We start from the raw sequence: 22046 nt of genomic DNA, 5'->3' as shown, positions 1-22046 counted from the left end.
TTCATAATTTATTCTATATTCATGCATAGAAAGACTTCTGTAAAGCCATATTCAAAAGAAAAATTAAAATTGAACAATGATACCGGTTACAATTAGAAATTCCAAATCAAGAAAGAGTTTTCTTTGAAAAATGACATCAATTCTACAAGTTTGCACGTGTCGAGCCGCATGAGATTGGGAACAGATAGGGGAAAGACTTTTCAAAAAGTATTGGTCGAGGAGGATGAATCATGCAGAACGAAGACAGACCGTGGCATGCGCTCGAAGTAGATGAGGTGCGAACCCATGTGGAGACTGATCTTGAATCAGGTCTTACAACAGAAAGTGTCACAAGTCGTCAAGACGAATTCGGCAAAAACGTATTGCCGGAGAAAGAGAAAACCCCTGAAATTATAAAATTTCTAAGACAATTCAATGATGTTCTCGTGTACGTCTTATTAGCGGCTGCCGTCGTCACAGGATTCTTAGGGGAGTACATCGATACGATCGTCATCGTTTTAGTCGTCACGATTATCGGCGTCGTCGGATACCTTCAAGAAAATAAGGCAGAAGAAGCGCTAAAAAGAATCAAAAAATTATTAGAAACAAAGGCGACCATCGTTCGAAACGGCAAGCAATCTGAGATTGATTCAAGTGACCTGGTCGTGGGGGATGTCCTTGTACTTGCTGCCGGAGATAAAGTGCCGGCCGATGCCCGTGTCGTTCAAGCTGAAAAATTTAAGGTTGAGGAATCGGCGTTAACCGGAGAAGCGACGACTGTCGAGAAAAAATCGGACGTCGTGAAAGAAGACGCGGTGTAAGCTGACCGAAAAAACATGGTGTACTCGGGCACGAGTGTCGCGACGGGAAGTGCCAAAGCCATCGTGACGGCCATCGGTGAAGGTACGGAACTCGGTCAAATCAACGCTTCAATCTCAGAAGTCCAGACCGTCAAAACCCCTCTGATTCGTCAAACAACAAAGTTTGGTCAAACGGTGTCCATCGCCATCTTAATCATCTCCGTCGTGATTTATGCGTTCGGTTACTTTTTACGAGATTATGAGCCGGTCGAATTGATGCTGACGACAATCGGTCTTGCCGTTGCGGCGATTCCTGAAGGGTTGCCTGCCGTCATCTCTATCATTTTGGCACTTGGTGTCCGGAATATGGCTGAACAAAAAGCGATTGTTCGAAGTTTACCATCTGTCGAAACGCTTGGTGCTGTATCTGTCATTTGTACGGATAAGACGGGTACGTTGACGAAGAATGAGATGACGGTCAAACAAATCGTGACAGCGAACCATGATATCGAAGTCTCGGGTAGCGGATATGCTCCGAATGGAGATCTCGAATTGAATGGTCAACCGTTTGACTTGGATGATGATGAATCCATGATTGACCTGTTAACCGTCGGGAAGACGTGTAACGATTCTCAGTTGAATGAAGAAGACGGCGACTGGGTCATCAACGGCGATCCGACAGAGGCTTGTCTGTTGACGGTCGCTGAGAAAGCTGAACGCCCAATTGAACGTTTAAAAGTTATCTCGAAGATTCCGTTCGATTCTGAATATAAATACATGGCGACGCTCGTCGATTACAAAGGGGAGCGAATGATTTTTTTCAAAGGGGCGCCGGACCGACTCTTTGATATGGCGTCGTCTGAAGACTTTAAACAAGACTATTGGGATGAAAAACGAAAAGAGATTGCCGACCGCGGTCAACGCGTTCTCGGTGCTGGTCTAAAACGTGTCGACAGTTCAAAAGCGTCAATCGACCATGAGGATGTTGAAGATGGTCTGACTTTCCTCGGCTTATTTGGAATCGTCGACCCACCTCGACAAGAGGCCATCGATGCGGTTGCCGCGTGTCGTGATGCTGGAATCCGAATTAAAATGATCACGGGTGATCATAAAGATACCGCTGTCGCGATTGCAAAAGAACTGGGCATGGAAGTGGAAGGCGCCCTCGAAGGTCGTGAATTGACAGATATGACAGATGAAGAAATCAAAGAGGCTTCCGTTCATAACGATGTATTCGCACGGACCAGCCCTAACGACAAGCTTCGTCTCGTCAAAGGATTGCAAGAGAACGGACTGATTACATCGATGACAGGAGATGGTGTGAACGACGCACCTGCCTTAAAACGTGCTGACATTGGTGTGGCAATGGGGATTAAAGGGACGGAAGTAGCGAAAGAAGCATCTCAGATGGTTCTTGTCGATGACAACTTCAAAACGATCTATAACGCCGTACGAGAAGGACGACGGGTGTACGATAACCTGAAGAAAACCATTCTCTTCTTGCTTCCGACAAACGGAGGTCAAGCGTTGCTTGTGGCAATGAGTATCTTGCTCGGAGCGGCTGCACCGCTCAGTCCTGTGCAGATTTTATGGGTCAACATGGTTGTCGCGATTACCCTCTCCTTAGCAATCGCTTTCGAACCACTCGAAGAGAGTACGATGAAACGACCGCCACGTCCGGCCAATGTGCCGCTACTCAGCCGATACTATATTTTCCGCGTCACCTTCGTTTCAATTATTATCGGGGGCGGTAGTTTATGGATCAACTATATGCTGGGGGATTTCGACTACTCGACCGAGAAATTACAAACCATCACCTTGAATGCCATCGTCATGGCCCAGCTCTTCCACTTGTATAACTGTCGTACGGAGTTGGCACCAGCATTCAACCGTCATTTCTTTGACAATAAGATTGCGTTTCTCGTATCAGCTTTACTCATTGCCCTACAATTGTTCATCACGTACGTACCGTTTATGCATACGTTATTCGGTACCGCTCCATTAACGTGGGAAGATTGGATTTATCCTGTTGCATTTGGTGCCGTCGTCTTTATCATCGTTGAAATTGAAAAGGCGATCTCCAGACGTGTCATCGGCAACCGGAATATACACTGATACGTTTCATTCATGTGAAAAAAGGATAAACAAGTGGAGTAAACATGAAGGAGGGATACGATGAAGCGTGACGAATCACAACCAGGGGTTCACCCGGATCCGCTACCGGATGACGAGTCGGATCCGGCGAAAAAACCGGCTCCGACACAGCATCCTGACCCTGATCCAGAGGAAGAATCTAACGAATAAATCGTGTAACAGTCAAAAGATCCTGCTAGCACAATGAGCTAGCAGGATCTTTTTGAGTTGGTTTATGATGTTGACTTTACAGAGCGGCTGTTTTGTAGCCGATTGAATGTCTTCTCGTTCATATGCTCCGTGATGACAAAATCACCGACTGGGCATTCCCATTTCCCTTTTTCGACAACACATTCGCGCAATGTCACTTGGTCATCGTATAAATCTAGTTCCAATGTGTCTTTCAAAAATTGATCGACTTTTTGGTTTGGAACTTTTACATATTCATTGAATTCGAGCTCTTCATTCTTGACAGTCACGTAAGAAGTGACTTGGAAATAACGCATGTGATGGTCTCCTTCATTAAAAACTAATTTCTAGTATAGCAATTTTTGATGAAAAATGGGTGCTCAATGTTTCATTTCAGCCCGTTCACGCTTTGGAGGTGCTTCGTTGAACGGTTTTTGATGACGAAACATGAGCCAAAAAATGAGACCGAACAACGGGATGTAAGGGAGCGGCCATAAACTCATTTTATAGCGTTTCGCGTCCCGATTCATTAACGTGATTTGAATGAATGCCAACAAGAAGAAATCAACGGTCATCGTTCGAACAAATTGATTGTTCTCCACATATGACCAGTATTCAGCAACATTTCCGGTATTGGCTGCAGCGATGAACAACCCGATTGTCACCAGTAAAAGCACAACGCCGAGGATACGGGTCGGCAGCGGTTTGACCGGGGTCGGATAAGGTGACTGTCTCGCAAAAGCCAAATAAGGAGCGAGTAGAAATCCCCCAACGAAAAAACTGGTGACAGCGGCGATGAGTGGATTCGGTTTGAGCTGATTCACTTCTGACCAAAGAAGTGGAAACATCGCCAGGGGAAACACCCCTAAGATACTAAAGAGCGATAGAGAATAGCCTTCGTACGCATCGGTATTATAAGTCACAAAATCGAGAAGAAAGCGTCCGTCAAACGGGACATTTGGACCGATGACGGCGAATGCAATTGCCAGTCCCCAAGGAATCAATAAGAATTTTCTTGTCATACGAACACCTCGTCAATGATTGATAGTTGTAGTATACCCTCTTTAAAAGACACGAAAAAATGAGAAGATGCCTGACGCATGTTCTCATTTATTTTCACGTGCATACGTTTTAATCATCGTGACGAGTTGCTGAGTTTCGTCAGCCTTCACATCAAGCATGATCCCATAATCATACAGCGAGCCTGTTTGGCCACGGTGTCTGACATGTCCCATGAGTTCGATCGGTTGAAGCGTCGGAACGAGGTCGAAAAGAAAATGGACCTGTAAATCATCAGAGAGCGGGAAGAGGTAGTCCGATCGCAATTTTAATCCATGAGAACTTACATTGAGAAGCAATCCTTCCCCATCATAGAGTTCTTTTTCTTTCTATACAAGTCGATAAGGGATGGTACGGGGATTCGGTAGGATATAGCGGAACGTCTCCTGTCGGCGATAACGCATCAATTCACCCCATTTCTTTACTTCTTTTATCGGCAAAATTGAATTTAAAATGAAGTGGAAGATTGTATAAAATTATAGTGTACTCGCTTTACAAATGTGAAAGCGTTTTCTATAATGATTGTACGATTTGAATAGGGAGGAGATCAGATGAATGTACATGATTTACTCCGACGTTACTCGATTCAAACACCAGTCAACTATGAAAAAAAACGTAACGGGGAGTGGGTTAAACTCGAGCGCTTACCTGCTTATACCATTCTTGAAGTCGAAACGAACGATCATACCATCGAGGCGGTTGCGATTGATGCATTCAAAGCGATTACCGTCTGTCGAGAGTCGGCGTCGATTGAAGAAGCTCGTCCGTATGCTGTGCGTATCCAGATTGAACGACTATAAGAAAAGCCGTAACTTCATGTTGAAGTTACGGCTTTTCTTTATGCTGCATCCTGTTCGGTTTCGTCTTGTGGATTTGTTCGTTTTGCGTAATACATAAACGGTGTCGCCATCCACGCGATCACAAACTTCGCCACGTATGTCGTGATAAAGATATTCCACCAAATGTCCCATTCCATTCCCCAGAATGCGATGATGCAGAACGTGAACGTATCAATCAGTTGAGATAAGACGGTCGAACCTGTCGTACGAAGCCAAAGCTTCTTCTCGCCAGTTTTTGCGCGAATCTTCGAATAGACGAAGACATCGAACAATTGAGAGACCAAATAGGCAGCAAGGCTACCGAGTGTGATCAATGGCAGCATCGAGAAGAGTGCCTCGAAGCTTTCGTGCATGAACAGTGCCTCTTCAAACGGCTCATATAACAGTGCGTATTGCATGAGTACCGTTGAGACGATCAAGATGAAAAATCCGAGCCATACGCCTTTACGGGCAGCCGTTCGCCCATGTTTTTCGTTCAAAATATCGGTTGCCAAGTAGAGCGAACCGTAAACGATGTTACCGAGCGTGAAAATGTATCCGCCAATTACAATCTGTTGCGTGACTTGGATGTTTGCAACGACCGAAGCCATTGCAATCCAAGCATATAAGCCGACTCGTCCGAATAACTTGTAACTGAGGACGAGTAGTCCGAGTGTAAGGATGGCAGAAGGAATCCATAACCATTCGTTTAGCATGAATCATGCTCCTTCCTCTAACTATTCAATGATTTCAACTTTTCAAGTTTATAGAGGAACGGAAATGATGTCAAGGTGAGGGGGGAGGGAGAGGGTCCACTTAAGTAAACACTGTAAATTATAAAACCTTATTGTATATCAAAAAAGTGCTAGTGGAAATACCCTGTGAAGTGCAATCGTTCGACAAAATAAAAAACGATTCTACAAATCGTAGGAAGAGACATGAAAAAAACGAAAACTGTGCCATTTCTGTGCCACACCAAAAAGAAAGCACCTCCTGTCATAAACAGGAAGTGCTCTAAACCGCTTCGTTAAGCGATATTTCTGATGCCTCCGACGAGAATCGAACTCGTGCTGCAGCATTACCATTGCTGAGGTCTGCCACTAACCTACAGAGGCGTTACACCAACTATGTTACACAGATTATTCGTCGTTTTCAAGCTTTTTTAGAATAATAAGACCTCCAATCTTCGATAAAGGAAGACTGGAGGTCGAATGTTACATGTTTATTTTGTACGGATCCAAACGGCACCTGCAGAGTTGTCTTTCGCTTCACCGACTACGTCAATGACGAGACCGTATTGCGGAAGTTTGCGTCCTGCATCTGGAATGAGCGAGTTGATGTAAGAGTTTGCATCATTGAACTGCTTCACGCCAGGCTGTGCTTTGTAATCATACACGCCACGACTCGGTGAATCAATATACCAAGCGAGCGTCTTATCGAGACTGAACGCCGCATCAGCAATTTGGTAACGTGTACTACCTGCGACTGTTTGTTGACCGTTCAAGTTACCGATGAGCGCTTCAGGATGTGAATCGACGACACCGAGGAACCCTTCACCAGGGTGGACACCGACCCAGTTGTCTGTGTACGAGTCATCACCGTACCACACGACGAGACCTGTGTTGTATTTCACGCCGCGGCCGTTGAGAAGACCCATATCCGACCCAGCGTGGTTACGCCATTCGAGGTAGTAATAGTGTGGTTTTGAATCGTATCCGTCTGAAGAGACGAATCCATCAAGCGTCACGGCTTCAGCGCCTTCCGCATCATCTGCGAAGAGTGTTGCTGATTCTGATTTGATTGACAAGTTGTCGACTGCGAAGCCTTTCATGGCGACACCGCCGTCTGTCACGTATTCAAAGACGATTTGAACATCTTGTCCAGCGAATTGTGAGAGGTCGTATGATTTGTTGACCCATGCACCGTTCGTCGTCTCAGCAGGGTAGCCCGCTTCGTTTGCACCGTTGACGTCGTCACCGAATACATCGAGAACGACTTCTTGACCACCGCTAAGGGCTTTGATGTACAAGTAATCATAGTCCGATTCGACTTCATAGAATGAATCGAATGCGAGGACTCCGTCCGCACCGAGTTTCACAGCTGGTGTTGCCATCTCAGTATGGATGTCGTCACCTTTTGTCGAGTAATAGTAGCGATCGCCATAAGCTGGTTCGATTCCTTTAATCTTCTTATCAGGAAGGTTGACTTTGACAATGCCTGGATTGTTTGATTTCGTCACAGATTGGTCGAGTTGTGCGACGAACCCTTGAGAGTTGATGTCTTCAAGGTCGACTTCTGTGATGTTTGCCCAGTTTCCACCCATGATTTTTTGGAAGTATTCTTTGTTTTGTGGTGAGAAGCTTGTTGGCTCCGTACCAGCCACTTTACCAGCCCAGCTACCGCCACTCATGATCGACCATGATTGTACCGGTTCGCCTTGACCTGTGTACTGCGTATCGTACTCATCTGGAAGACCGAGGTCATGTCCGAACTCGTGTGCGAAAACGCCGACCGCACCATCTTCAGGTTGAATCGTGTAATCATATGCAGCCATTTTTCCGCCCCAGTAAGGAACTGCAGCTTCTGTATTGGCTACTGGGTAAACACCATCAAGAACCCAGCGATGTGACCATACCGCATCGTCACCGAGCGCACCGCCACCAGCTTCTTGGCCAGTCCCAGCGTGGATGATCATCAAGTGGTCAACGAGACCGTCCGGCTCATTGAAGTCACCGTCTCCATCCAAATCGTATAGATCGTATTGGTCATGTTCTTTCAAATCGATTCCAGATGCGACCGCAGCATTCAACGCATCTTTGACGAGTTGACGAGGTCCCGGTCCGACGTTATCATGTCCGCCATCACCTTTGTCAGCTCCATAGTCTTTCGCGGTTCCCGGAACGGTCAGCCACTCCGAAACCTCACCATCGACCGTATAACTGCCGCCTGATTGTTCTTCATAGTATTGTTTGAACGTTTGGACCTTTTCACCGTTAAAGAGTTCAAATTGTTGATCACCGAACATATACTTTTCGTAATGTTCTTTACTGAAGTTATCGCTGTACATATAGCCCGGCTCTTGGATGATGTTATTGTGTTTGAAGTCGCTGTACTCGACGAGGAGAACGAGGACTTTATCTTCACGTACCGAACCGTTGTATGCAGATTGCTGGGCAGGAGATACTTTTACTTGACCGTTCGGTTTCCCTTTACGGTAATTCCCTTGCCCTTTTTTTTCTTTATCAAGAATTCGTTTTGATTCCTTTTCGAATTGAGTATGTATCTTCTCTTTTGCTTTCGAAGCCTTCTCGTTCACTTTGTCGTCGTGCTTATGTGGATCTTTCGCTTCACCTTGCTTTTTCGCGATATACGCATCGACTGCTTTCATGCGTTCAGATGCGGACAATCCTTTTTTGATGACGCCACGTTTCTCGAGAGCTTTCGCGAGACGCTCTTCATCGATGATGTTGTGGTCGAACGGAGCGAGCTCGCTCGTTGTCGGAACCGATGGTGCAACCGAGAGGGGTGCAGCACCAGCTGCCGGAACGATACTGACTGTCATGGCAGATGTCATGAGAGCCGCGAGTGTCGTTCGACGGATGGAACGTTTTTTTTTTTTTGTGAACCTCCTGTTAAAAAATAATGGGAAAATGTGTGAGCTTGTTGTAAATGTACTCTTTGTGTCTGATTAATGTCAATATTCAGAAAATAAAAAACAAAAAAGGAGTCTAAAGACCTATTTAGTTCAATTTGACTAAATAGACTTAGACTCTAGGTCGATATATCCGTAATGGAACTTCGACGTTTTACGTTTTATGTGAGTGAAACCGTACCGTTCAAAGGTATCGCTCTCAAAATGCGCCTTCAAGACAATTCGTTTCATAGCTACTCGTGTTGCTTCGGTAATCAATTCTTGCGTGAGAGGGGAGGTGTCGGCGATTGTGCGAAGTGGGTTCAGATGAACCGATTCTGAAATCGTCTTTTCAAACATCGGATCAAAGTAAATACAATCAAACGAATTATCCGCACACGTTTTTAAATAGTCGAGAGAGTTGGAGTGAACGACCTCAATGCGTCGCATCGCCTCATTGACCTGCTCATCTTTTTCGACCCATACGGACATGCCTTCCCGGACGAGCTGTGCCGTAATGAATTGACTCTCAAGGCCAATTACTTTACCGGTTGAACCGACGACATGGCTCATGACGATACTGTCCGAGCCGAGTCCGAGTGTACAATCTAGAACATGATCACCTGGATTTGCTTGCATGGCATTAATGAGTGGATCTGATCCACCTCGGCTCAGTTGCTTTACCCGAAAGACGGAGAACGATGGGTGAAAAAAGAACGGCTCTGTACTATGCAAAGGTGTGAACTCGACACGTCGTTTATCAAAGATAAGTACACCTTGTTGATGACGTTTCTTCAACTCATCAATGGAAAGTTTGCGTCGGTCGACAAATTTCATCTTGTATTCTGTGGCATGCGTATGCGCTCGAGACAAGACATCATCTGTAGGGCGCAAACAAGTAGTGACAATATACATAATCCGGGCTCCTTCATAAAAAATGAGACGCAGTTGCGTCTCATTTTTTCTTACTGAGTAAGTCTGATAATTCATCGATAAGTGCTTTATGAGAAGCGAGTTCTTTCTTCTTCTCATCGTTCACGTTCATCGGACGTTTTGAACGGCTTTGAAGCGCTTCAAGCGTTTCATCGATTGACGACTTCAACGTATCACGTTCTTCAGGTTTCAGAGATACTTCGTGCGGATTTTCGCCAGAAGCATCTAATTCGCGGAGACGTGCCATCAATTGCTTTGCCTCGCGATTCAAATCGATTAACAATCTGTCAATTTGTTCCAATCGTAATTTAATCCCATCACGTTCTGTAAACATCTGTTTCACCTCTTTTTGCGGTTTAACCCTAAGGTCTCTTCCTGTTTACTTTACCATAAAATTAGTTAAACGAAACTACCGGGAATATATTCCATTTATTTTGGCTGTAAGAAACATTGTTTCTCTATCCCCACACGAAGTTCACCTGCTATACTAACTGAGCTAATAAGGAGGTGGGCGGATGGAAACGACAAATCATCCACCAAAAGCGCTCAAAGGAGCGATTGTGTCGATTACGGCATATTTGATCTTATCTATACTAAAAGTATTCTTCGGGTACTTATTTGAATCTGAAGCGGTCCTAGCCGATGGATTCAACAATACGACGGATATTATCGCATCGGTCGCGGTCTATATTGGCATTCGGGTGGCTGCATTGCCACGGGATGCCGAGCATAAATATGGTCATGCGAAAATGGAGACAATCTCTGCTCTCATCGCTTCATTAATCATGATTGCGGTCGGTATTTTCGTCTTCTTAAACAGTCTATCGAACTTAATTGGGGGCGAGTATACCGAACCGAACCCGTTGGCAGCGGTCGTCGCCTTCGTCAGTGCGCTCGTCATGTTCGGGGTGTATCGGTTCAACTTGAACCTCGCGAGAAAAACAAAGTCATTGGCACTTAAAGCGGCGGCGAAAGACAACTTGGCCGATGCGATGATTTCAGTCGGAGCCACACTTGGTGTGCTATTTGCTTATTTCCAACTGCCCTGGATGGACACGGTCTTAGCAATTGTGATTGCCGGCATGATCATCCGGACAGCGATCCAAATCTTTTTAGATGCCACCCATCAGCTTTCTGACGGGTTCCCTCCGCACCTCGTCGAGTCCTATGAGGAGACGATTGAACAATTTGAGCGTGTGAAAGAAGTTCGGGAAATCAAAGGGCGTCATCTTGGGAATCACGTGATGCTCGATGTGACGATTGCAGTCGATGGCGATTTGACTGTGGACGCGGCCCATGAATTGTGTGACGATATCGAACGGAAACTAGATGAAGAGCATGCGGTCGATTCGGTGCATATTCATATCGAACCGGTTTGATGTTCGGTTATCTTTTGCGCTTCATGAAGGGATTCGTTTATAATAAGCGCAGACAGATATTGAACTACTAGTTAAGGAGGGCACGGGATGAACATCGTGCGTCAACCTATTCGCCAGATTGATGAGATTGAATATGAACACTTTCAAAAATACGGAGAAAGTGCATATGGCGTTTCTGCTGAAGAGTTAAAAGGGATCCTCGAGGAAATGGGGGCGGAGCAACTTTATCACGCAGAAGAGCATAGTTATGGAGAAGACTTCTATTACGACTTGATGGTCGATGACAAACTGGTCGGTAAAGTCTTGTTACTCAAGCTTGCCCGCGTATACCAACTCGACCTGATGGTGTTCGATGCGTACAAAAACAAAGGATATGCGACAGAAGGTGTGCGTCTTGCCTTACTGGACTCAAAATTGATGGATGGACAAACAGTCCGGGCTGGCATCCCACCGACGAGCCCACATCAACAAGAGATGCATCATGTTCTTATTCAGAACGGGTTCGAAAAGCGGAACGGTCTGTATTATTTAAATTTTAAGAAACGATATGTGGTAAACCATTAAGCTGACGGCGTCTCGCACGTCAGCTTTTTTCATATGGAGGGGTAAGGATGAAGCAAGTCACCATTAAAGACATTGCGGAGCTCGCTGGTGTCGCCAAAAGTACGGTCTCACGCTATCTGAACGGTGGATCGGTCGGAAAGGCAACAAGGGAAAAACTCGACCGGGTCATTCGAGATACGAACTATGAGCCGAATCAGTTCGCGCAAAGTCTCAAGTCGAAACAGACGAAGATGATTGGGGTCATCGTTCCACGGCTCGATTCGTATGCCGCCTCACGGACGATGATGGGGATTGATGAACAGCTCACGGAACGAGGATATCAAATGCTCGTCGTCAATACAGCACAACAGACGGAACGAGAAATCGAACAGCTATACAATTTGGCCAAACAAAAAGTCGCCGGGATCATCTGGCTTGGGACGACGGTCACGGAACGCCACCTTGAGGCGATTGAGGCGATTCAAATCCCGGTCTTATTGATTGGACAACAACATGACAATGTGCATAGTCTCGTCTATCCGGACCATGAAGCGGCATATGCGCTCGGTACACGATTCACGGAGTGGGGGCATCGAAACGTTGTCTATGTCGGGGTGTATGAATCGGATATCGCGGTCGGTCAAGCACGCCGTGACGGATTTTTGAAGGCGTTTCAAGAATCGGAGGCAAATGTCAAAGTCATTCAAACGACGTTTAAGATTGAGGACGCCATTCCAATCGGTGAACAGTTGGCGAATGATGTCGGCACTGTTTCGTTGATTGTTTGTGCGACCGACAACATTGCGTTAGGCGTCTTGAAAGGATTAGCGAATCAAGGGGTCTCTGTCCCAAGAGATGTCTCTGTCAGTGGATTTGGAGGATATGATTTCACGGAAGTCCTGCATCCATCCATCACGACGGTACACCTTCCTTATCGCCGAACTGGTGCGAAAGCTGCCGACATGATGCTACAGCTCTTACACGGTGAACACGTCCCAATGAAAACGTTCACAATTTTTTAATTAAAAGTGCGCGAAAGCGTTGACAAGTTGAATTAAATCGTTTACATTTGTGTTGCGGAACCGGTTCCGCAACATTTTTTATTCTAAAATGGAACCGGTACCAATCGTATAAAGAACTCATATGATTTTTGGAGGTGGACGATATGAACACCGTACATTGTATCGGCGAATTGTTGATTGACTGGGTATGCGAGGATGCGTCTAGCGATCTCGTGAACGGGACACGTTCGTCAAAAAAGCAGGGGGCGCACCTGCGAATGTCGCGGCAGTCGTCAGTAAGCACGGGGGACAATCCAGTTTCCTCGGACAGGTTGGAGATGACCCGTTTGGTCTCTTCTTGAAACAGACGTTGGTCGAGAACGGCGTCCGAACAGAAAACCTTGTGGAGTCTGGAGATACGACATTCGCATTCGTATCGATTCAAGAGGACGGAGAGCGGGACTTCACATTCCGTCGCGGAAGTGACGGGGAGTATGTCTTCGAGTCGATCGACTTATCGGTGATCGAGTCAGGAGACATCATTCATTTCGGCTCGGCGACAGCACTACTTGATGGAAAATTGAAAGACGCGTACTTTAAGTTATTGCAATTTGCAAAGCGGGATGGCTTGTTTATCTCGTTCGACCCGAACTATCGGGATGCATTGATCACGGATCTCGAGCAATTTAAACAAGATGCGAGACACTTCATCGCGGAATCGGACTTCATTAAATTGAGCGAAGAAGAAGCGCACTTGTTAACCGGAGAAGAACAACTAGAAGACGCTGTTCGTGCACTGCTTGAATTAGGTGCAAAACAGATTGCCATTACACTAGGGTCTCGTGGGACGTTGATTGCGACAAGCACGCATCATGAAATCGTTCCTTCAATCTCAATCGACAGTATCGATTCGACGGGAGCGGGAGATGCGTTCGTCGGAGCTTACTTATATCGGTTGGCAACACTCGGGTTTGACCCGGAGCGCTTACGTTCTGACATTGAATATGCGAACGTAACGGGTGCATTAACATGTACAGCTTATGGCGCCATTCCAGCCATTCCATCACGACAACTTGTGAATGAAACGTTAGGAGGGAAATGAAAAAAGATTACAAAAAAGAAGCAGCATCGATATTAGAGGCAATCGGCGGTAAAGAGAACGTTGCGGCAGCGGCGCATTGTGCGACTCGTCTTCGTCTCGTATTGAGCGATGAGTCAAAGGTCGATGAGAAAGCACTCGAACAACTTGACGTCGTCAAAGGAACGTTCTCGACAGGAGGACAATACCAAATCATCATCGGACAAGGTACGGTCAACAAGGTTTATGCCGAATTTTCACAATTGACAGGTCTTGGAGACATGTCAACGACAGACGTGAAGTAAAACGGAGCGAAAAAGATGAACCCGCTCCAGCAATTCGTCAAAATGTTATCAGATATCTTTGTCCCAATCATTCCGGCCATCGTCGCCGGAGGTCTCTTGATGGGGATCAACAACCTATTGACAGCACCGGATTTGTTTTTTGAAGGACGTTCATTGATTGACCAGTATCCAGGCATGGCAGACATAGCAGCGATGATCAATACGTTCGCAAACGCCGCCTTCGTCTTCCTACCTGTACTCATAGGGTTCTCCGCAGCCAAGCGGTTCGGTGGTAACCCATATCTCGGTGCAGCTCTCGGGATGATCATGGTTCACCCGGACTTGATCAATGCATACGCTCAGGCAAGCGTTGAGGAGATTCCGGTTTGGAACATCTTTGGGCTTGAGATTGAGAAGTTAGGATACCAAGGACAAGTCTTACCAGTCCTCGTCTCGACGTACATTTTATCGAAACTTGAAATCAACATTCGGAAGTTCATGCCGGCATCACTTGATATTTTGCTCACGCCATTGCTCTCACTTCTCTTCACAGCATTCATCACGTTCGCCTTCGTGGGTCCAATCACACGCGAAGCAGGGAACTTGATCATTGATGGATTAGTATGGACGTACGATTCACTCGGGTTCGTCGGTGGCTTGATCATGGGTCTTCTCTACGCTCCAATCGTTATCACGGGGATGCACCATAGCTTCATCGCAATTGAGACACAGCTTCTCGCCGATATCGCTGAAACAGGGGGATCGTTCATCTTCCCAATCGCTGCAATGTCAAACGTCGCACAAGGGGCAGCTACCCTTGCCGTCTTCTTCTTGACTGCTGATAAGAAGATGAAAGGTGTCGCCTCAGCATCAGGAATCTCTGCATTACTTGGGATCACAGAGCCTGCCATGTTCGGGGTCAACTTAAAACTTCGTTATCCATTCATCGCAGCCATCGTTGGTTCAGCCGTTGCGTCTGCATTCATCGTTGGAAACGACGTATTGGCAGTAGCGCTCGGTGCTGCCGGATTACCAGGAATTATCTCAATCGCACCGGGTTCGATCATCTCGTATATCATTGGTATGGCCATCGCCTTTGCCGTGACATTCGGATTGACATTCATCCTTGCGAAAAAACAAGCAAAAAAAGAAGCGGTCAAACAAGCCGCGTAACGAAAAAGGAAGTGACACTATGAATTGGACGAAGGCCGAACGTTATCGTTCACTCCGTGACGTGAGCGCCCTCGAGATGGAGGTGCTCCGTGCAAAGACGGCCGCATCCCCGTGGCGGTTTGGGTACCATATCCAGCCGCCGACGGGCCTCCTCAATGACCCGAACGGCTTCTCATATTACGATGGAGAGTACCATCTATTCTATCAATGGTTCCCGCTCGGGCCAGTTCACGGTCTCAAACATTGGTATCATGTCAGTTCGAAAGATCTTGTCCATTGGACCGACCGCGGGGTGGCGTTAGTCCCTGAAACGAAAGAAGATTCCCACGGTGCCTATTCTGGAAGTGGTTTCGTTGTAGACGACACCCTTCACGTGATGTATACAGGGAATCATCGTACGGACGATTGGACGCGTCACGCCTCGCAAATCATCGGTGTACTGCGTGAAGGGATAATCGAGCGCCGCAACGTGGCCATCCCGGATATCCCGGCAGGCTATACGGAACACTTCCGAGATCCAAAGGTATGGGAAGCAGATGGCACATATTATGCGATTGTCGGGGCGCAGCGCACAGATGAGACAGGTTGTGTAGTCTTATATCGTTCAACCGACTTAAATGATTGGACATTTTTAGGTGAAGTGAAGACGGGGCTCGCCCCATTCGGTTACATGTGGGAGTGTCCTGACGTCTTTGAAATTGAAGGAAAACACGTGCTCATTTTTTCTCCGCAAGGGATTGAGCCGGAAGGTCATCGCTACCACAACATCTACCAATCTGGATATGTCACAGGCACGCTTGATTTGGAGACACTCGTCTTCAAACATGAGTCGTTTGAAGAGCTCGACTTCGGGTTTGACTTTTATGCACCGCAATCGACGGAGCATGACGGGCGTCGTATTCTAGTCGGTTGGATGGGCCTACCGGAAATCGAATATCCGACAGACCGGTACGGCTGGGCACATGCGTTAACACTGCCACGTGAACTATCAGTGGAAGATGGTGTATTGAAACAACGACCTGTCCCAGAAATGAAGCAACTACGACAAGACCAGTTTATTAAAGAATCGAGTACGCTGATCGACATGGTCACTCCTGAACGTTATGAATTGGAACTGTCGACTTCTGGGGAAGACTTCAAACTTGAACTGTTGAAGACAGAAGATGAGTCGCTTGTGATTCGGTACGAGAAAGAAACATCCGAATTGACCATCGACCGGACGAATGCAGGTGAACCGTTCGCAACCGAGTTCGGGACGACTCGGACCAAGGTGATCAACGTCACATCCCTTCGGCTGTATGTCGACTCATCGAGTGTCGAGTGTTTCGTCAACGATGGTGACGCTGTGGCCACGCTTCGCATTTTCCCAAACGATGAAGAGAAACGAGTTCGCTATGTCGGGGACAATGCAAGCGTAGTCGGTTGGAAGTATGAATGAGTGAAAAAGCTGAGCGAATGCTTGGCTTTTTTTATTTCCATATTTTGAAACCGTTTTGATTGGATCTACGTATTGAGATAGAGAAGAAAGAGGAAAAAAAAAAGAAAAAATGATGAAGTGGGTTGAGGCGATTCGAACGATTACCGCACCATTCGGAGATCCAGTGGGAGAAATTGAGAATGAAGAAGTTGAACGTGTGGTGGTGGCAGAATCGGTAGGACTGGGTACATTTAATGAAAAAATAGCACTAGAGTTCCACTCGTTGGATCAAGTGAGAGTGTTCGCGGAAATGCTACGAAGTTCAGAAGTAATCGAAGACATCGAAATCGAAGTAGCACCCGATTTTGACCTCATCGTACAATTTAAAGGTGGAGAGCAAGAGCGCTATCAGCTTTGGCTCGGACAACCGGACCATCCAAGTGTGATCACAGAATTTGAACGAACAGACGTTATCTGGAGAATCCCGGAACATACAACGAATCAATTGATTGTTGCCCTCGGATTAGAGGCGTAAAAAAGCACCTCTTTTTGAGATGCTTTAGGAGTTAAAACGGATAAATCGTTCGATTTGTCGCTCTGATTTTCTTGCTTGCCGTCCGACCCAAATCAAGTGACCGGGACTGTTCAGAATCGTAAGCTGCGCATGTGGGATCAAGCGCTTCGCGTAATGGGCATGTCGAACAGGAACTGCTTTGTCGTTTTTCGAGTGAATGATATAGGTTGGGCACGACACACCGAGTAACACCTCACTCGAGACACGTTGTTTCAAATCGAACTGTGCGCCAAGTCCAAACGCCATCTGATTCGCGACGCGTTTCAGGAGGAAAATATCATAAGGAGACACCTCTTCTCGAATCGTCTCGAGTGCCAACACGCTTGTCGATTGAATCATACGGGCCGTCGCTTCGAATGGATGTTTATGAATGGCACGAGCAATAAACTGTTTCATGATGTATTGAAGTGCGATAAATGCGGGTTGGACGACATTTCGGCTGACCGTGTCCCGATACGGGAAATCAACGACACTCGTCACGGCGGCAGCGAGGGTCAAACTAAGGACACACTGATTCTGTGAAGCGAGCTCGATCGCGGTCGGTCCTCCGGCAGAGATGCCATAGACATGATATCGATCAATATCTAGCATTTGCATCAAGTGAGAGAGTCGGGATGCAAACAATTGAAGAGATGCTGAAAAAGAGTATGGTGTTTCTCCATATCCGGGTCTAGATGGGACAATGACCCGGAAACCGGATAAAACGAGTTGGTCCACATGGTATGGTTCTAAACTCGATGACTGGGTCCCATGGATCAGTACGATGACGGGACCGTGACCGCGGTCTATATATTCGATTTTTGAGCCGTCGACGTGTGCATAATATTTCAACTTAGATGGCGCCTCCTTAAACGTTTTGTAATGGAAAATACCTTTATTTCGTGGAAATAAAATGATAATGTCTGTTTATACATAATTTAGACAGAGAGACGAAAGGGGATAGAACCGTGAATAACCGAGAGCGGTTACTTGAAGTTCGACGTTTCTTCGAACGTTACACGGACGAAGCGAATCCAAAGACACTAGAAGATTTGCTCGAGTACTTGTCAACGATAGGAGATACTTATAAGTTAGCAAAAAAATCGGTGAAAGACGATATCCAGGCACTGAATAATTCGGGGTTTGAAGTGCAGGATGAATTGGAGAAGAATGGTCTCGCTAAAAAGTATTGGCATTCGGCCCGCTTATTTGAGATTCATGAACTCCGGATGATGGTCGATGCGATTGTCGCAGCGAAATTTATCTCGGAAGACGTGACCGAGGAAATTGTAGAGAAACTTCAAATGCTGACGAGTATCCCTGAAGCGAAGACGCTACAATCGATCATCAAGACGCCGAAGAAAAAACACGGACACATTCCTTACCATATCGATCGTATCCAACGGGCCATTCATGAACGAAAAGCTATCTCGTTCCAATATACAGACGTCGTCGGATTTGATGTGACGAAACGAACGTTCCCGCTCCGCCGTGACGGAGAGCGATACGTCGTTAATCCAATCGATTTGCATTGGAATCACGAGCAGTACTACTTGATCGGGATCGACGAATCAATCGGAGAGGTGCGGAACTACCGGGTTGACCGCATCGTCAATTCGGAGATTGTGGAAGATGGCACCATTCGTCCGAAGCATCATTTACCTGATAATTACTATCAAAAATCATTCAATATGTATAACGGATCTGATGAACAAATCGTTTTGTCCGTCGACGAACGCGTTCTCCCGGTCATCTTTGACAAGTTAGGGGAAGACGTTTCTGTTTCTGAACATGGAGAACGATTCCTCATCCGTTTCGATGCGGCCGTTTCTGACGGATTTATTTACTGGTTGCTATCTTTGGGTTCACAAGTAGAAGTGGTTGAACCACTCACGCTTCGTGATCATATGAAAGCAACGATTGAGAAGATGGCAATTACTTATGAACATACAAGCATTCATTCCTCCATCGAGTAAGCAGATGTGCTATACTGCTTGCGACACTAGATGAAGGGGGACAGGCGGATGTTGAATTGGATGCCATTGATCATTCCGATTGTCGCTGTCATTTTCGTAACGATCGTCGCAAGACGCGCCATGAAAATGGATAAAGAGAACTAATAGGAAGAGACATCGTCCAGGATTGGGAGATGTCTCTTTCGCTATGGAGGTAGAACGTGGATACGATTACACATACGTTATTCGGTTTGACGTTATATGGTGCAGCCGATAAGCGTGATTTACAACAACATGAAAAACGAGCCTTATTCGTCACGACACTCGTCGGGAGCCAAATCCCTGACAGTGATGTAATTTCACGGCTATGGGACACAGAAGGCATGTATCAGATGTGGCATCGCGGCATCACTCACTCGATCTTCCTCGTTCCACTCTTTGCACTGCTCATCTACATACTGGTTCGCCTTCTCTTTCGAGTGACGGACATCCGCTATTTTTGGTGGGCATTATTGTCTGTCTTCGTACACAATACATCCGATTTGTTCAATGCATGGGGGACAGGGTATTTCGAACCGATCTCGGACGTGAGGATCACATTCGGTGTGATCCCGATTGTCGATTTTGTCTATTGGGGAATCTTCTTGGTCGCCTGGCTCGTCGCACGTAAACAAGAAGTCCGTTATAAGACGTATCGGTATGCATGGGCTGCCCTCGTTCTTTATGTCGCGCTTCAAAGTGCGCAGGGCGCCTATTTATATCAGTCTTATTCAAAGGAATATGACGAAGTGGCGCTCTCGGCTTCATTTATCCCGACTCAGTTCACGGTCATTACGAAGACTGACGAGGACGTATCGCTCTTTCAAGATTCGATATATCAAGAAGCGACCTTGCAATACGAATTGACGAGTGCCGAAAAGGCGAGTCTTGAACCATTGTTTGAAGCGAATCATGAGGCGCGCACATTGACCAAATGGTCGCCGTTCGTCGTCATCGTAGCAAACGAAGAACGGCTCGGCGTCTTTGACCCGCGGTTTTATGATGGCGAATCCTCATTTTTATATGAATACATCGAAAGGTAGGACAACGGATGGGACGTATACGTTATCTCTTTATCTTCGCTTACGAACAGGCACTTAGTTGTATCTTTCCGGTCGCTATCTTCGGAGCGCTTGCCGTCACAAAGTTTGTAGAGTTACCACTCCCACGATATGACGTTTTACTCATCTGGTGTTTGTTCGTTCAAGTCGTCCTTGTGAAGACGGGGCTCGAGACGATGGAAGAAGTGAAGGTCATCAGCTGGTTCCATGTCATCGGTCTTGGACTTGAATTATTCAAGGTGCAGATGGGGTCATGGAGTTATCCGGATGAGGCGTTCACAAAAGTGTGGGGCGTCCCGCTCTATGCCGGATTTATGTATGCGAGCGTTGGTAGTTACGTCGTCCAGGCATGGCGTCGTCTCGATTTACGATTTACGAAGATGCCGCACCCAATCATCGCCTTCGGACTTGGCATCGCCATTTACTTCAACTTTTTTTGGCACCATGTTTGGTTAGACCTACGGTGGCTGTTGATCGCATTCATCTTTTTGGCGTTCGGTCGCTCGGTTGTCTCGTATAAACTCGACGATCGACGATTTGAGATGCCGGTCGTCCTGTCATTCTTCTTGATTGCCTGCTTTATCTGGCTCGCTGAAAATATTGTCACGTTCTACAACGGCTGGGCGTATCCGGACCAATTGAACGGTTGGGCCATCGTTGATTTAGGAAAACTGTCGTCCTGGTTCCTACTCGTCATCATCAGTATCCTCCTTGTCGCTTGGCAAAAGCGAAAATTGGAGTATGAATTACCTTAAACATGTGTCGAGTTTTTTTGTGAGGGGACACGAATCCTTTTTTGAAGAAAGTCGTATTGTAAAACGAGGTGATTCGGTTGTTGGAAATTGTACTTACTTGGTTGATTGGATTATTGTGTCTAGGATCTCTTGTCATCTATTGGAGAGAGTGGCGAAAGACTCGGAATCGAGTCAAACTAGGACAAGCTTGTCTCGCAATGTTTTGTTCGTTTCTTGTACTTGGAATGGCAGGCATGGAAACGTACGACCGCATGACGACGAATCACATCGTCGAGACGGGAGAATGTTATGTCGTCGATGACCGATCATCGAAGGGTTCATCGAACGTGACGCTATGGTTCGGAGAGCGGTCATACGGCTTCAAGGAAATTCCGGACGTTGCATATGGTCCAGGATATGTGTTTACGTGTCGCGCAATAATGACAAAGCAGATGCAATCAGGAATCGATTATGAGTTGCGATCACTTGACGGTGAGCTATTATATTCAACTCGTTCAGATGATTGATTGCGTGAAACTCAAAAACAAAACGTGTTCAAAGCTAATTTTATAGCTTCGAACACGTTTTACTATGATTGACTCCTGTACGTATGCCATAAAAGCAACATCATGACGATAAAACCCAGTCCTCCGACTAAATTGGTTATGAACAAGATGTGCTGAGACGATAAGAGACGGAGTATGGCCTGCCATATCAAAGACAGTGAAAAAACGACAAAAATGAAAACACCAAATGGATTAGCGAGAATCGCAATAAGTTTATGATTCATTGTCATTCACTAAATGACCGGAATTTCTTGAACGCCATACCGATCATTTCGATTCCTTCATCTTGTTTCGTTTTCTCTCTAAAAAGATCGGAAGGATATTCAAAAAGATTGCCACAACCGTCAAGAACCATAGCGCACGCGACATACCAGGTACGACATCCATTATGGCAGCCCAGTCTTTTGCTTCGACCCACATGTTGAGCAAGCTATATTCGGCGCATAACGTGAGAGCAACTAATGATAGGGCAATCGCCATCGGCAGCTTATAGTCCTTCTCCATCATAAATACGGTCAAATTGATGAGCGTCGCCCCGATCGCAGCCAATCCAAAAATAATCCACATCCTTTAACCCCCTAAATATTTCTATCTATACATTGTATCATACAAAATAACCCAGATAAATTTCAGAAAATTGTTTCTATTTACATAATAAATATGCTAGAATCAGTGGAAAGTGTCTTTGGATATTATTCCCTTTAGAAAATGAACAATCAAC

General features: G+C 46.1%; 21 protein-coding genes, 1 tRNA gene and 3 pseudogenes. 15 read left to right on the top strand and 10 right to left on the bottom strand.

Annotated elements, in window-relative coordinates:
• Nucleotides 1–230 precede the first annotated feature (230 nt).
• The 3 genes and pseudogenes from BBB58_RS15645 to BBB58_RS15590 form a co-directional block, all read left to right on the top strand.
• Nucleotides 231–2336: pseudogene (locus BBB58_RS15645) on the top strand (HAD-IC family P-type ATPase); the annotation flags it as partial.
• Nucleotides 2319–2894 carry a cation transporting ATPase C-terminal domain-containing protein gene (locus BBB58_RS15640; protein ID WP_369126281.1) on the top strand — a complete coding sequence of 192 codons (576 nt, stop codon included), beginning with the start codon at nucleotides 2319–2321 and terminating at the stop codon, nucleotides 2892–2894. The pseudogene BBB58_RS15645 and the gene BBB58_RS15640, both read left to right, overlap by 18 nt.
• A 60-nt stretch (nucleotides 2895–2954) precedes the next feature.
• Complete coding sequence (locus BBB58_RS15590) at nucleotides 2955–3083, top strand: hypothetical protein (RefSeq protein ID WP_255541905.1); 129 nt, start codon at nucleotides 2955–2957, stop codon at nucleotides 3081–3083.
• Nucleotides 3084–3145: 62 nt separating this feature from the next.
• Here the strand turns inward: BBB58_RS15590 and BBB58_RS09960 are convergent, their stop codons facing one another.
• From BBB58_RS09960 to BBB58_RS09950, 3 genes are all read right to left on the bottom strand, one after another.
• Nucleotides 3146–3418, bottom strand: coding sequence for a hypothetical protein (locus tag BBB58_RS09960; protein ID WP_074037074.1), 273 nt, complete (start codon nucleotides 3416–3418; stop codon nucleotides 3146–3148).
• 63 nt (nucleotides 3419–3481) lie between these two features.
• Nucleotides 3482–4123 carry a hypothetical protein gene (locus BBB58_RS09955; protein WP_074037073.1) on the bottom strand — a complete coding sequence of 214 codons (642 nt, stop codon included), beginning with the start codon at nucleotides 4121–4123 and terminating at the stop codon, nucleotides 3482–3484.
• An 84-nt stretch (nucleotides 4124–4207) separates the two neighbouring features.
• A complete protein-coding gene (locus BBB58_RS09950; RefSeq protein ID WP_244150729.1) occupies nucleotides 4208–4459 on the bottom strand; it encodes a PilZ domain-containing protein in 252 nt (83 codons plus the stop codon).
• A 252-nt stretch (nucleotides 4460–4711) separates the two neighbouring features.
• Between BBB58_RS09950 and BBB58_RS09945 the strand changes: the two genes are divergently transcribed.
• A complete protein-coding gene (locus tag BBB58_RS09945; protein WP_074037072.1) occupies nucleotides 4712–4960 on the top strand; it encodes a hypothetical protein in 249 nt (82 codons plus the stop codon).
• A gap of 38 nt (nucleotides 4961–4998) precedes the next feature.
• Here BBB58_RS09945 and BBB58_RS09940 read toward each other — a convergent pair whose 3' ends face one another.
• The 5 genes from BBB58_RS09940 to BBB58_RS09920 form a co-directional block, all read right to left on the bottom strand.
• Nucleotides 4999–5694: a queuosine precursor transporter gene (locus BBB58_RS09940; protein ID WP_074037071.1), complete on the bottom strand. Its 696-nt coding sequence runs from the start codon at nucleotides 5692–5694 to the stop codon at nucleotides 4999–5001.
• Nucleotides 5695–6022: 328 nt separating this feature from the next.
• Nucleotides 6023–6093: transfer RNA gene (locus BBB58_RS09935), tRNA-Thr, on the bottom strand.
• 107 nt (nucleotides 6094–6200) lie between these two features.
• Nucleotides 6201–8579, bottom strand: coding sequence for an immune inhibitor A domain-containing protein (locus tag BBB58_RS09930; protein ID WP_439097895.1), 2379 nt, complete (start codon nucleotides 8577–8579; stop codon nucleotides 6201–6203).
• Between the two features lie 153 nt (nucleotides 8580–8732).
• Entirely contained in the window at nucleotides 8733–9524 is a 792-nt protein-coding gene (locus tag BBB58_RS09925; protein ID WP_074037069.1) for a class I SAM-dependent methyltransferase, read from the bottom strand.
• Nucleotides 9525–9564: 40 nt separating this feature from the next.
• A complete protein-coding gene (locus tag BBB58_RS09920; protein WP_012726238.1) occupies nucleotides 9565–9876 on the bottom strand; it encodes a hypothetical protein in 312 nt (103 codons plus the stop codon).
• Nucleotides 9877–10057: 181 nt separating this feature from the next.
• On the opposite strand from BBB58_RS09920, the gene BBB58_RS09915 reads away from it, so the two are divergent.
• The 7 genes and pseudogenes from BBB58_RS09915 to BBB58_RS09885 all read left to right on the top strand — a co-directional run bounded on the left by BBB58_RS09915 (nucleotide 10058) and on the right by BBB58_RS09885 (nucleotide 16952).
• Nucleotides 10058–10921, top strand: a complete 864-nt coding sequence (locus BBB58_RS09915) for a cation diffusion facilitator family transporter (RefSeq protein WP_074037068.1) — start codon at nucleotides 10058–10060, stop codon at nucleotides 10919–10921.
• Between the two features lie 87 nt (nucleotides 10922–11008).
• Nucleotides 11009–11485, top strand: coding sequence for a GNAT family N-acetyltransferase (locus tag BBB58_RS09910; RefSeq protein ID WP_074037067.1), 477 nt, complete (start codon nucleotides 11009–11011; stop codon nucleotides 11483–11485).
• 47 nt (nucleotides 11486–11532) lie between these two features.
• Complete coding sequence (locus tag BBB58_RS09905; RefSeq protein ID WP_074037066.1) at nucleotides 11533–12486, top strand: LacI family DNA-binding transcriptional regulator; 954 nt, start codon at nucleotides 11533–11535, stop codon at nucleotides 12484–12486.
• 143 nt (nucleotides 12487–12629) lie between these two features.
• Nucleotides 12630–13567 (top strand): annotated as a pseudogene (locus BBB58_RS09900) (carbohydrate kinase family protein).
• Nucleotides 13564–15000, top strand: a pseudogene (locus tag BBB58_RS09895) (sucrose-specific PTS transporter subunit IIBC). Before BBB58_RS09900 ends, BBB58_RS09895 begins: the two co-directional pseudogenes overlap by 4 nt.
• Before the next feature lie 19 nt (nucleotides 15001–15019).
• Nucleotides 15020–16438, top strand: coding sequence for a glycoside hydrolase family 32 protein (locus BBB58_RS09890; protein WP_074037065.1), 1419 nt, complete (start codon nucleotides 15020–15022; stop codon nucleotides 16436–16438).
• 112 nt (nucleotides 16439–16550) lie between these two features.
• Entirely contained in the window at nucleotides 16551–16952 is a 402-nt protein-coding gene (locus BBB58_RS09885; protein ID WP_167365520.1) for a YhfM domain-containing protein, read from the top strand.
• Between the two features lie 24 nt (nucleotides 16953–16976).
• On the opposite strand, the gene BBB58_RS09880 is transcribed toward BBB58_RS09885, so the two are convergent.
• Entirely contained in the window at nucleotides 16977–17822 is an 846-nt protein-coding gene (locus BBB58_RS09880; RefSeq protein WP_074037063.1) for an alpha/beta fold hydrolase, read from the bottom strand.
• Nucleotides 17823–17938: 116 nt separating this feature from the next.
• On the opposite strand from BBB58_RS09880, the gene BBB58_RS09875 reads away from it, so the two are divergent.
• The 4 genes from BBB58_RS09875 (at nucleotide 17939) to BBB58_RS09860 (ending at nucleotide 21286) form a co-directional block, all read left to right on the top strand.
• Nucleotides 17939–18946, top strand: coding sequence for a helix-turn-helix transcriptional regulator (locus BBB58_RS09875; RefSeq protein ID WP_074037062.1), 1008 nt, complete (start codon nucleotides 17939–17941; stop codon nucleotides 18944–18946).
• Nucleotides 18947–19146: 200 nt separating this feature from the next.
• On the top strand, nucleotides 19147–20007 hold the full coding sequence (locus BBB58_RS09870) for a metal-dependent hydrolase (protein ID WP_074037061.1): 861 nt from the start codon (nucleotides 19147–19149) through the stop codon (nucleotides 20005–20007).
• 8 nt (nucleotides 20008–20015) lie between these two features.
• Nucleotides 20016–20780, top strand: coding sequence for a DUF817 domain-containing protein (locus tag BBB58_RS09865; protein WP_074037060.1), 765 nt, complete (start codon nucleotides 20016–20018; stop codon nucleotides 20778–20780).
• 80 nt (nucleotides 20781–20860) lie between these two features.
• The gene (locus tag BBB58_RS09860) at nucleotides 20861–21286 is read left to right on the top strand and encodes a hypothetical protein (protein ID WP_074037059.1); all 426 of its coding nucleotides are present in this window, start codon (nucleotides 20861–20863) and stop codon (nucleotides 21284–21286) included.
• A gap of 306 nt (nucleotides 21287–21592) precedes the next feature.
• Here BBB58_RS09860 and BBB58_RS09855 read toward each other — a convergent pair whose 3' ends face one another.
• The gene (locus BBB58_RS09855) at nucleotides 21593–21892 is read right to left on the bottom strand and encodes a hypothetical protein (RefSeq protein ID WP_074037058.1); all 300 of its coding nucleotides are present in this window, start codon (nucleotides 21890–21892) and stop codon (nucleotides 21593–21595) included.
• Nucleotides 21893–22046 lie beyond the last annotated feature (154 nt).

Origin of the sequence: Exiguobacterium profundum (genome assembly GCF_001909285.1) — a bacterium.
Taxonomy (GTDB): domain Bacteria; phylum Bacillota; class Bacilli; order Exiguobacteriales; family Exiguobacteriaceae; genus Exiguobacterium; species Exiguobacterium profundum.
This window is presented reverse-complemented; position numbering and strand designations above follow the sequence as displayed.

Excerpts from the sequence above, each read along its gene's own strand:
- BBB58_RS15640 (WP_369126281.1), top strand. The coding sequence starts at position 2,319 with ATGAGTATCTTGCTCGGAGCGGCTGCACCGCTCAGTCCTGTGCAGATT.
- BBB58_RS15590 (WP_255541905.1), top strand. The coding sequence starts at position 2,955 with ATGAAGCGTGACGAATCACAACCAGGGGTTCACCCGGATCCGCTACCG.
- BBB58_RS09960 (WP_074037074.1), bottom strand. The coding sequence starts at position 3,418 with ATGCGTTATTTCCAAGTCACTTCTTACGTGACTGTCAAGAATGAAGAG.
- BBB58_RS09955 (WP_074037073.1), bottom strand. The coding sequence starts at position 4,123 with ATGACAAGAAAATTCTTATTGATTCCTTGGGGACTGGCAATTGCATTC.
- BBB58_RS09945 (WP_074037072.1), top strand. The coding sequence starts at position 4,712 with ATGAATGTACATGATTTACTCCGACGTTACTCGATTCAAACACCAGTC.
- BBB58_RS09940 (WP_074037071.1), bottom strand. The coding sequence starts at position 5,694 with ATGCTAAACGAATGGTTATGGATTCCTTCTGCCATCCTTACACTCGGA.
- BBB58_RS09925 (WP_074037069.1), bottom strand. The coding sequence starts at position 9,524 with ATGTATATTGTCACTACTTGTTTGCGCCCTACAGATGATGTCTTGTCT.
- BBB58_RS09920 (WP_012726238.1), bottom strand. The coding sequence starts at position 9,876 with ATGTTTACAGAACGTGATGGGATTAAATTACGATTGGAACAAATTGAC.
- BBB58_RS09915 (WP_074037068.1), top strand. The coding sequence starts at position 10,058 with ATGGAAACGACAAATCATCCACCAAAAGCGCTCAAAGGAGCGATTGTG.
- BBB58_RS09910 (WP_074037067.1), top strand. The coding sequence starts at position 11,009 with ATGAACATCGTGCGTCAACCTATTCGCCAGATTGATGAGATTGAATAT.
- BBB58_RS09905 (WP_074037066.1), top strand. The coding sequence starts at position 11,533 with ATGAAGCAAGTCACCATTAAAGACATTGCGGAGCTCGCTGGTGTCGCC.
- BBB58_RS09890 (WP_074037065.1), top strand. The coding sequence starts at position 15,020 with ATGAATTGGACGAAGGCCGAACGTTATCGTTCACTCCGTGACGTGAGC.
- BBB58_RS09885 (WP_167365520.1), top strand. The coding sequence starts at position 16,551 with ATGAAGTGGGTTGAGGCGATTCGAACGATTACCGCACCATTCGGAGAT.
- BBB58_RS09865 (WP_074037060.1), top strand. The coding sequence starts at position 20,016 with ATGGGACGTATACGTTATCTCTTTATCTTCGCTTACGAACAGGCACTT.
- BBB58_RS09855 (WP_074037058.1), bottom strand. The coding sequence starts at position 21,892 with ATGTGGATTATTTTTGGATTGGCTGCGATCGGGGCGACGCTCATCAAT.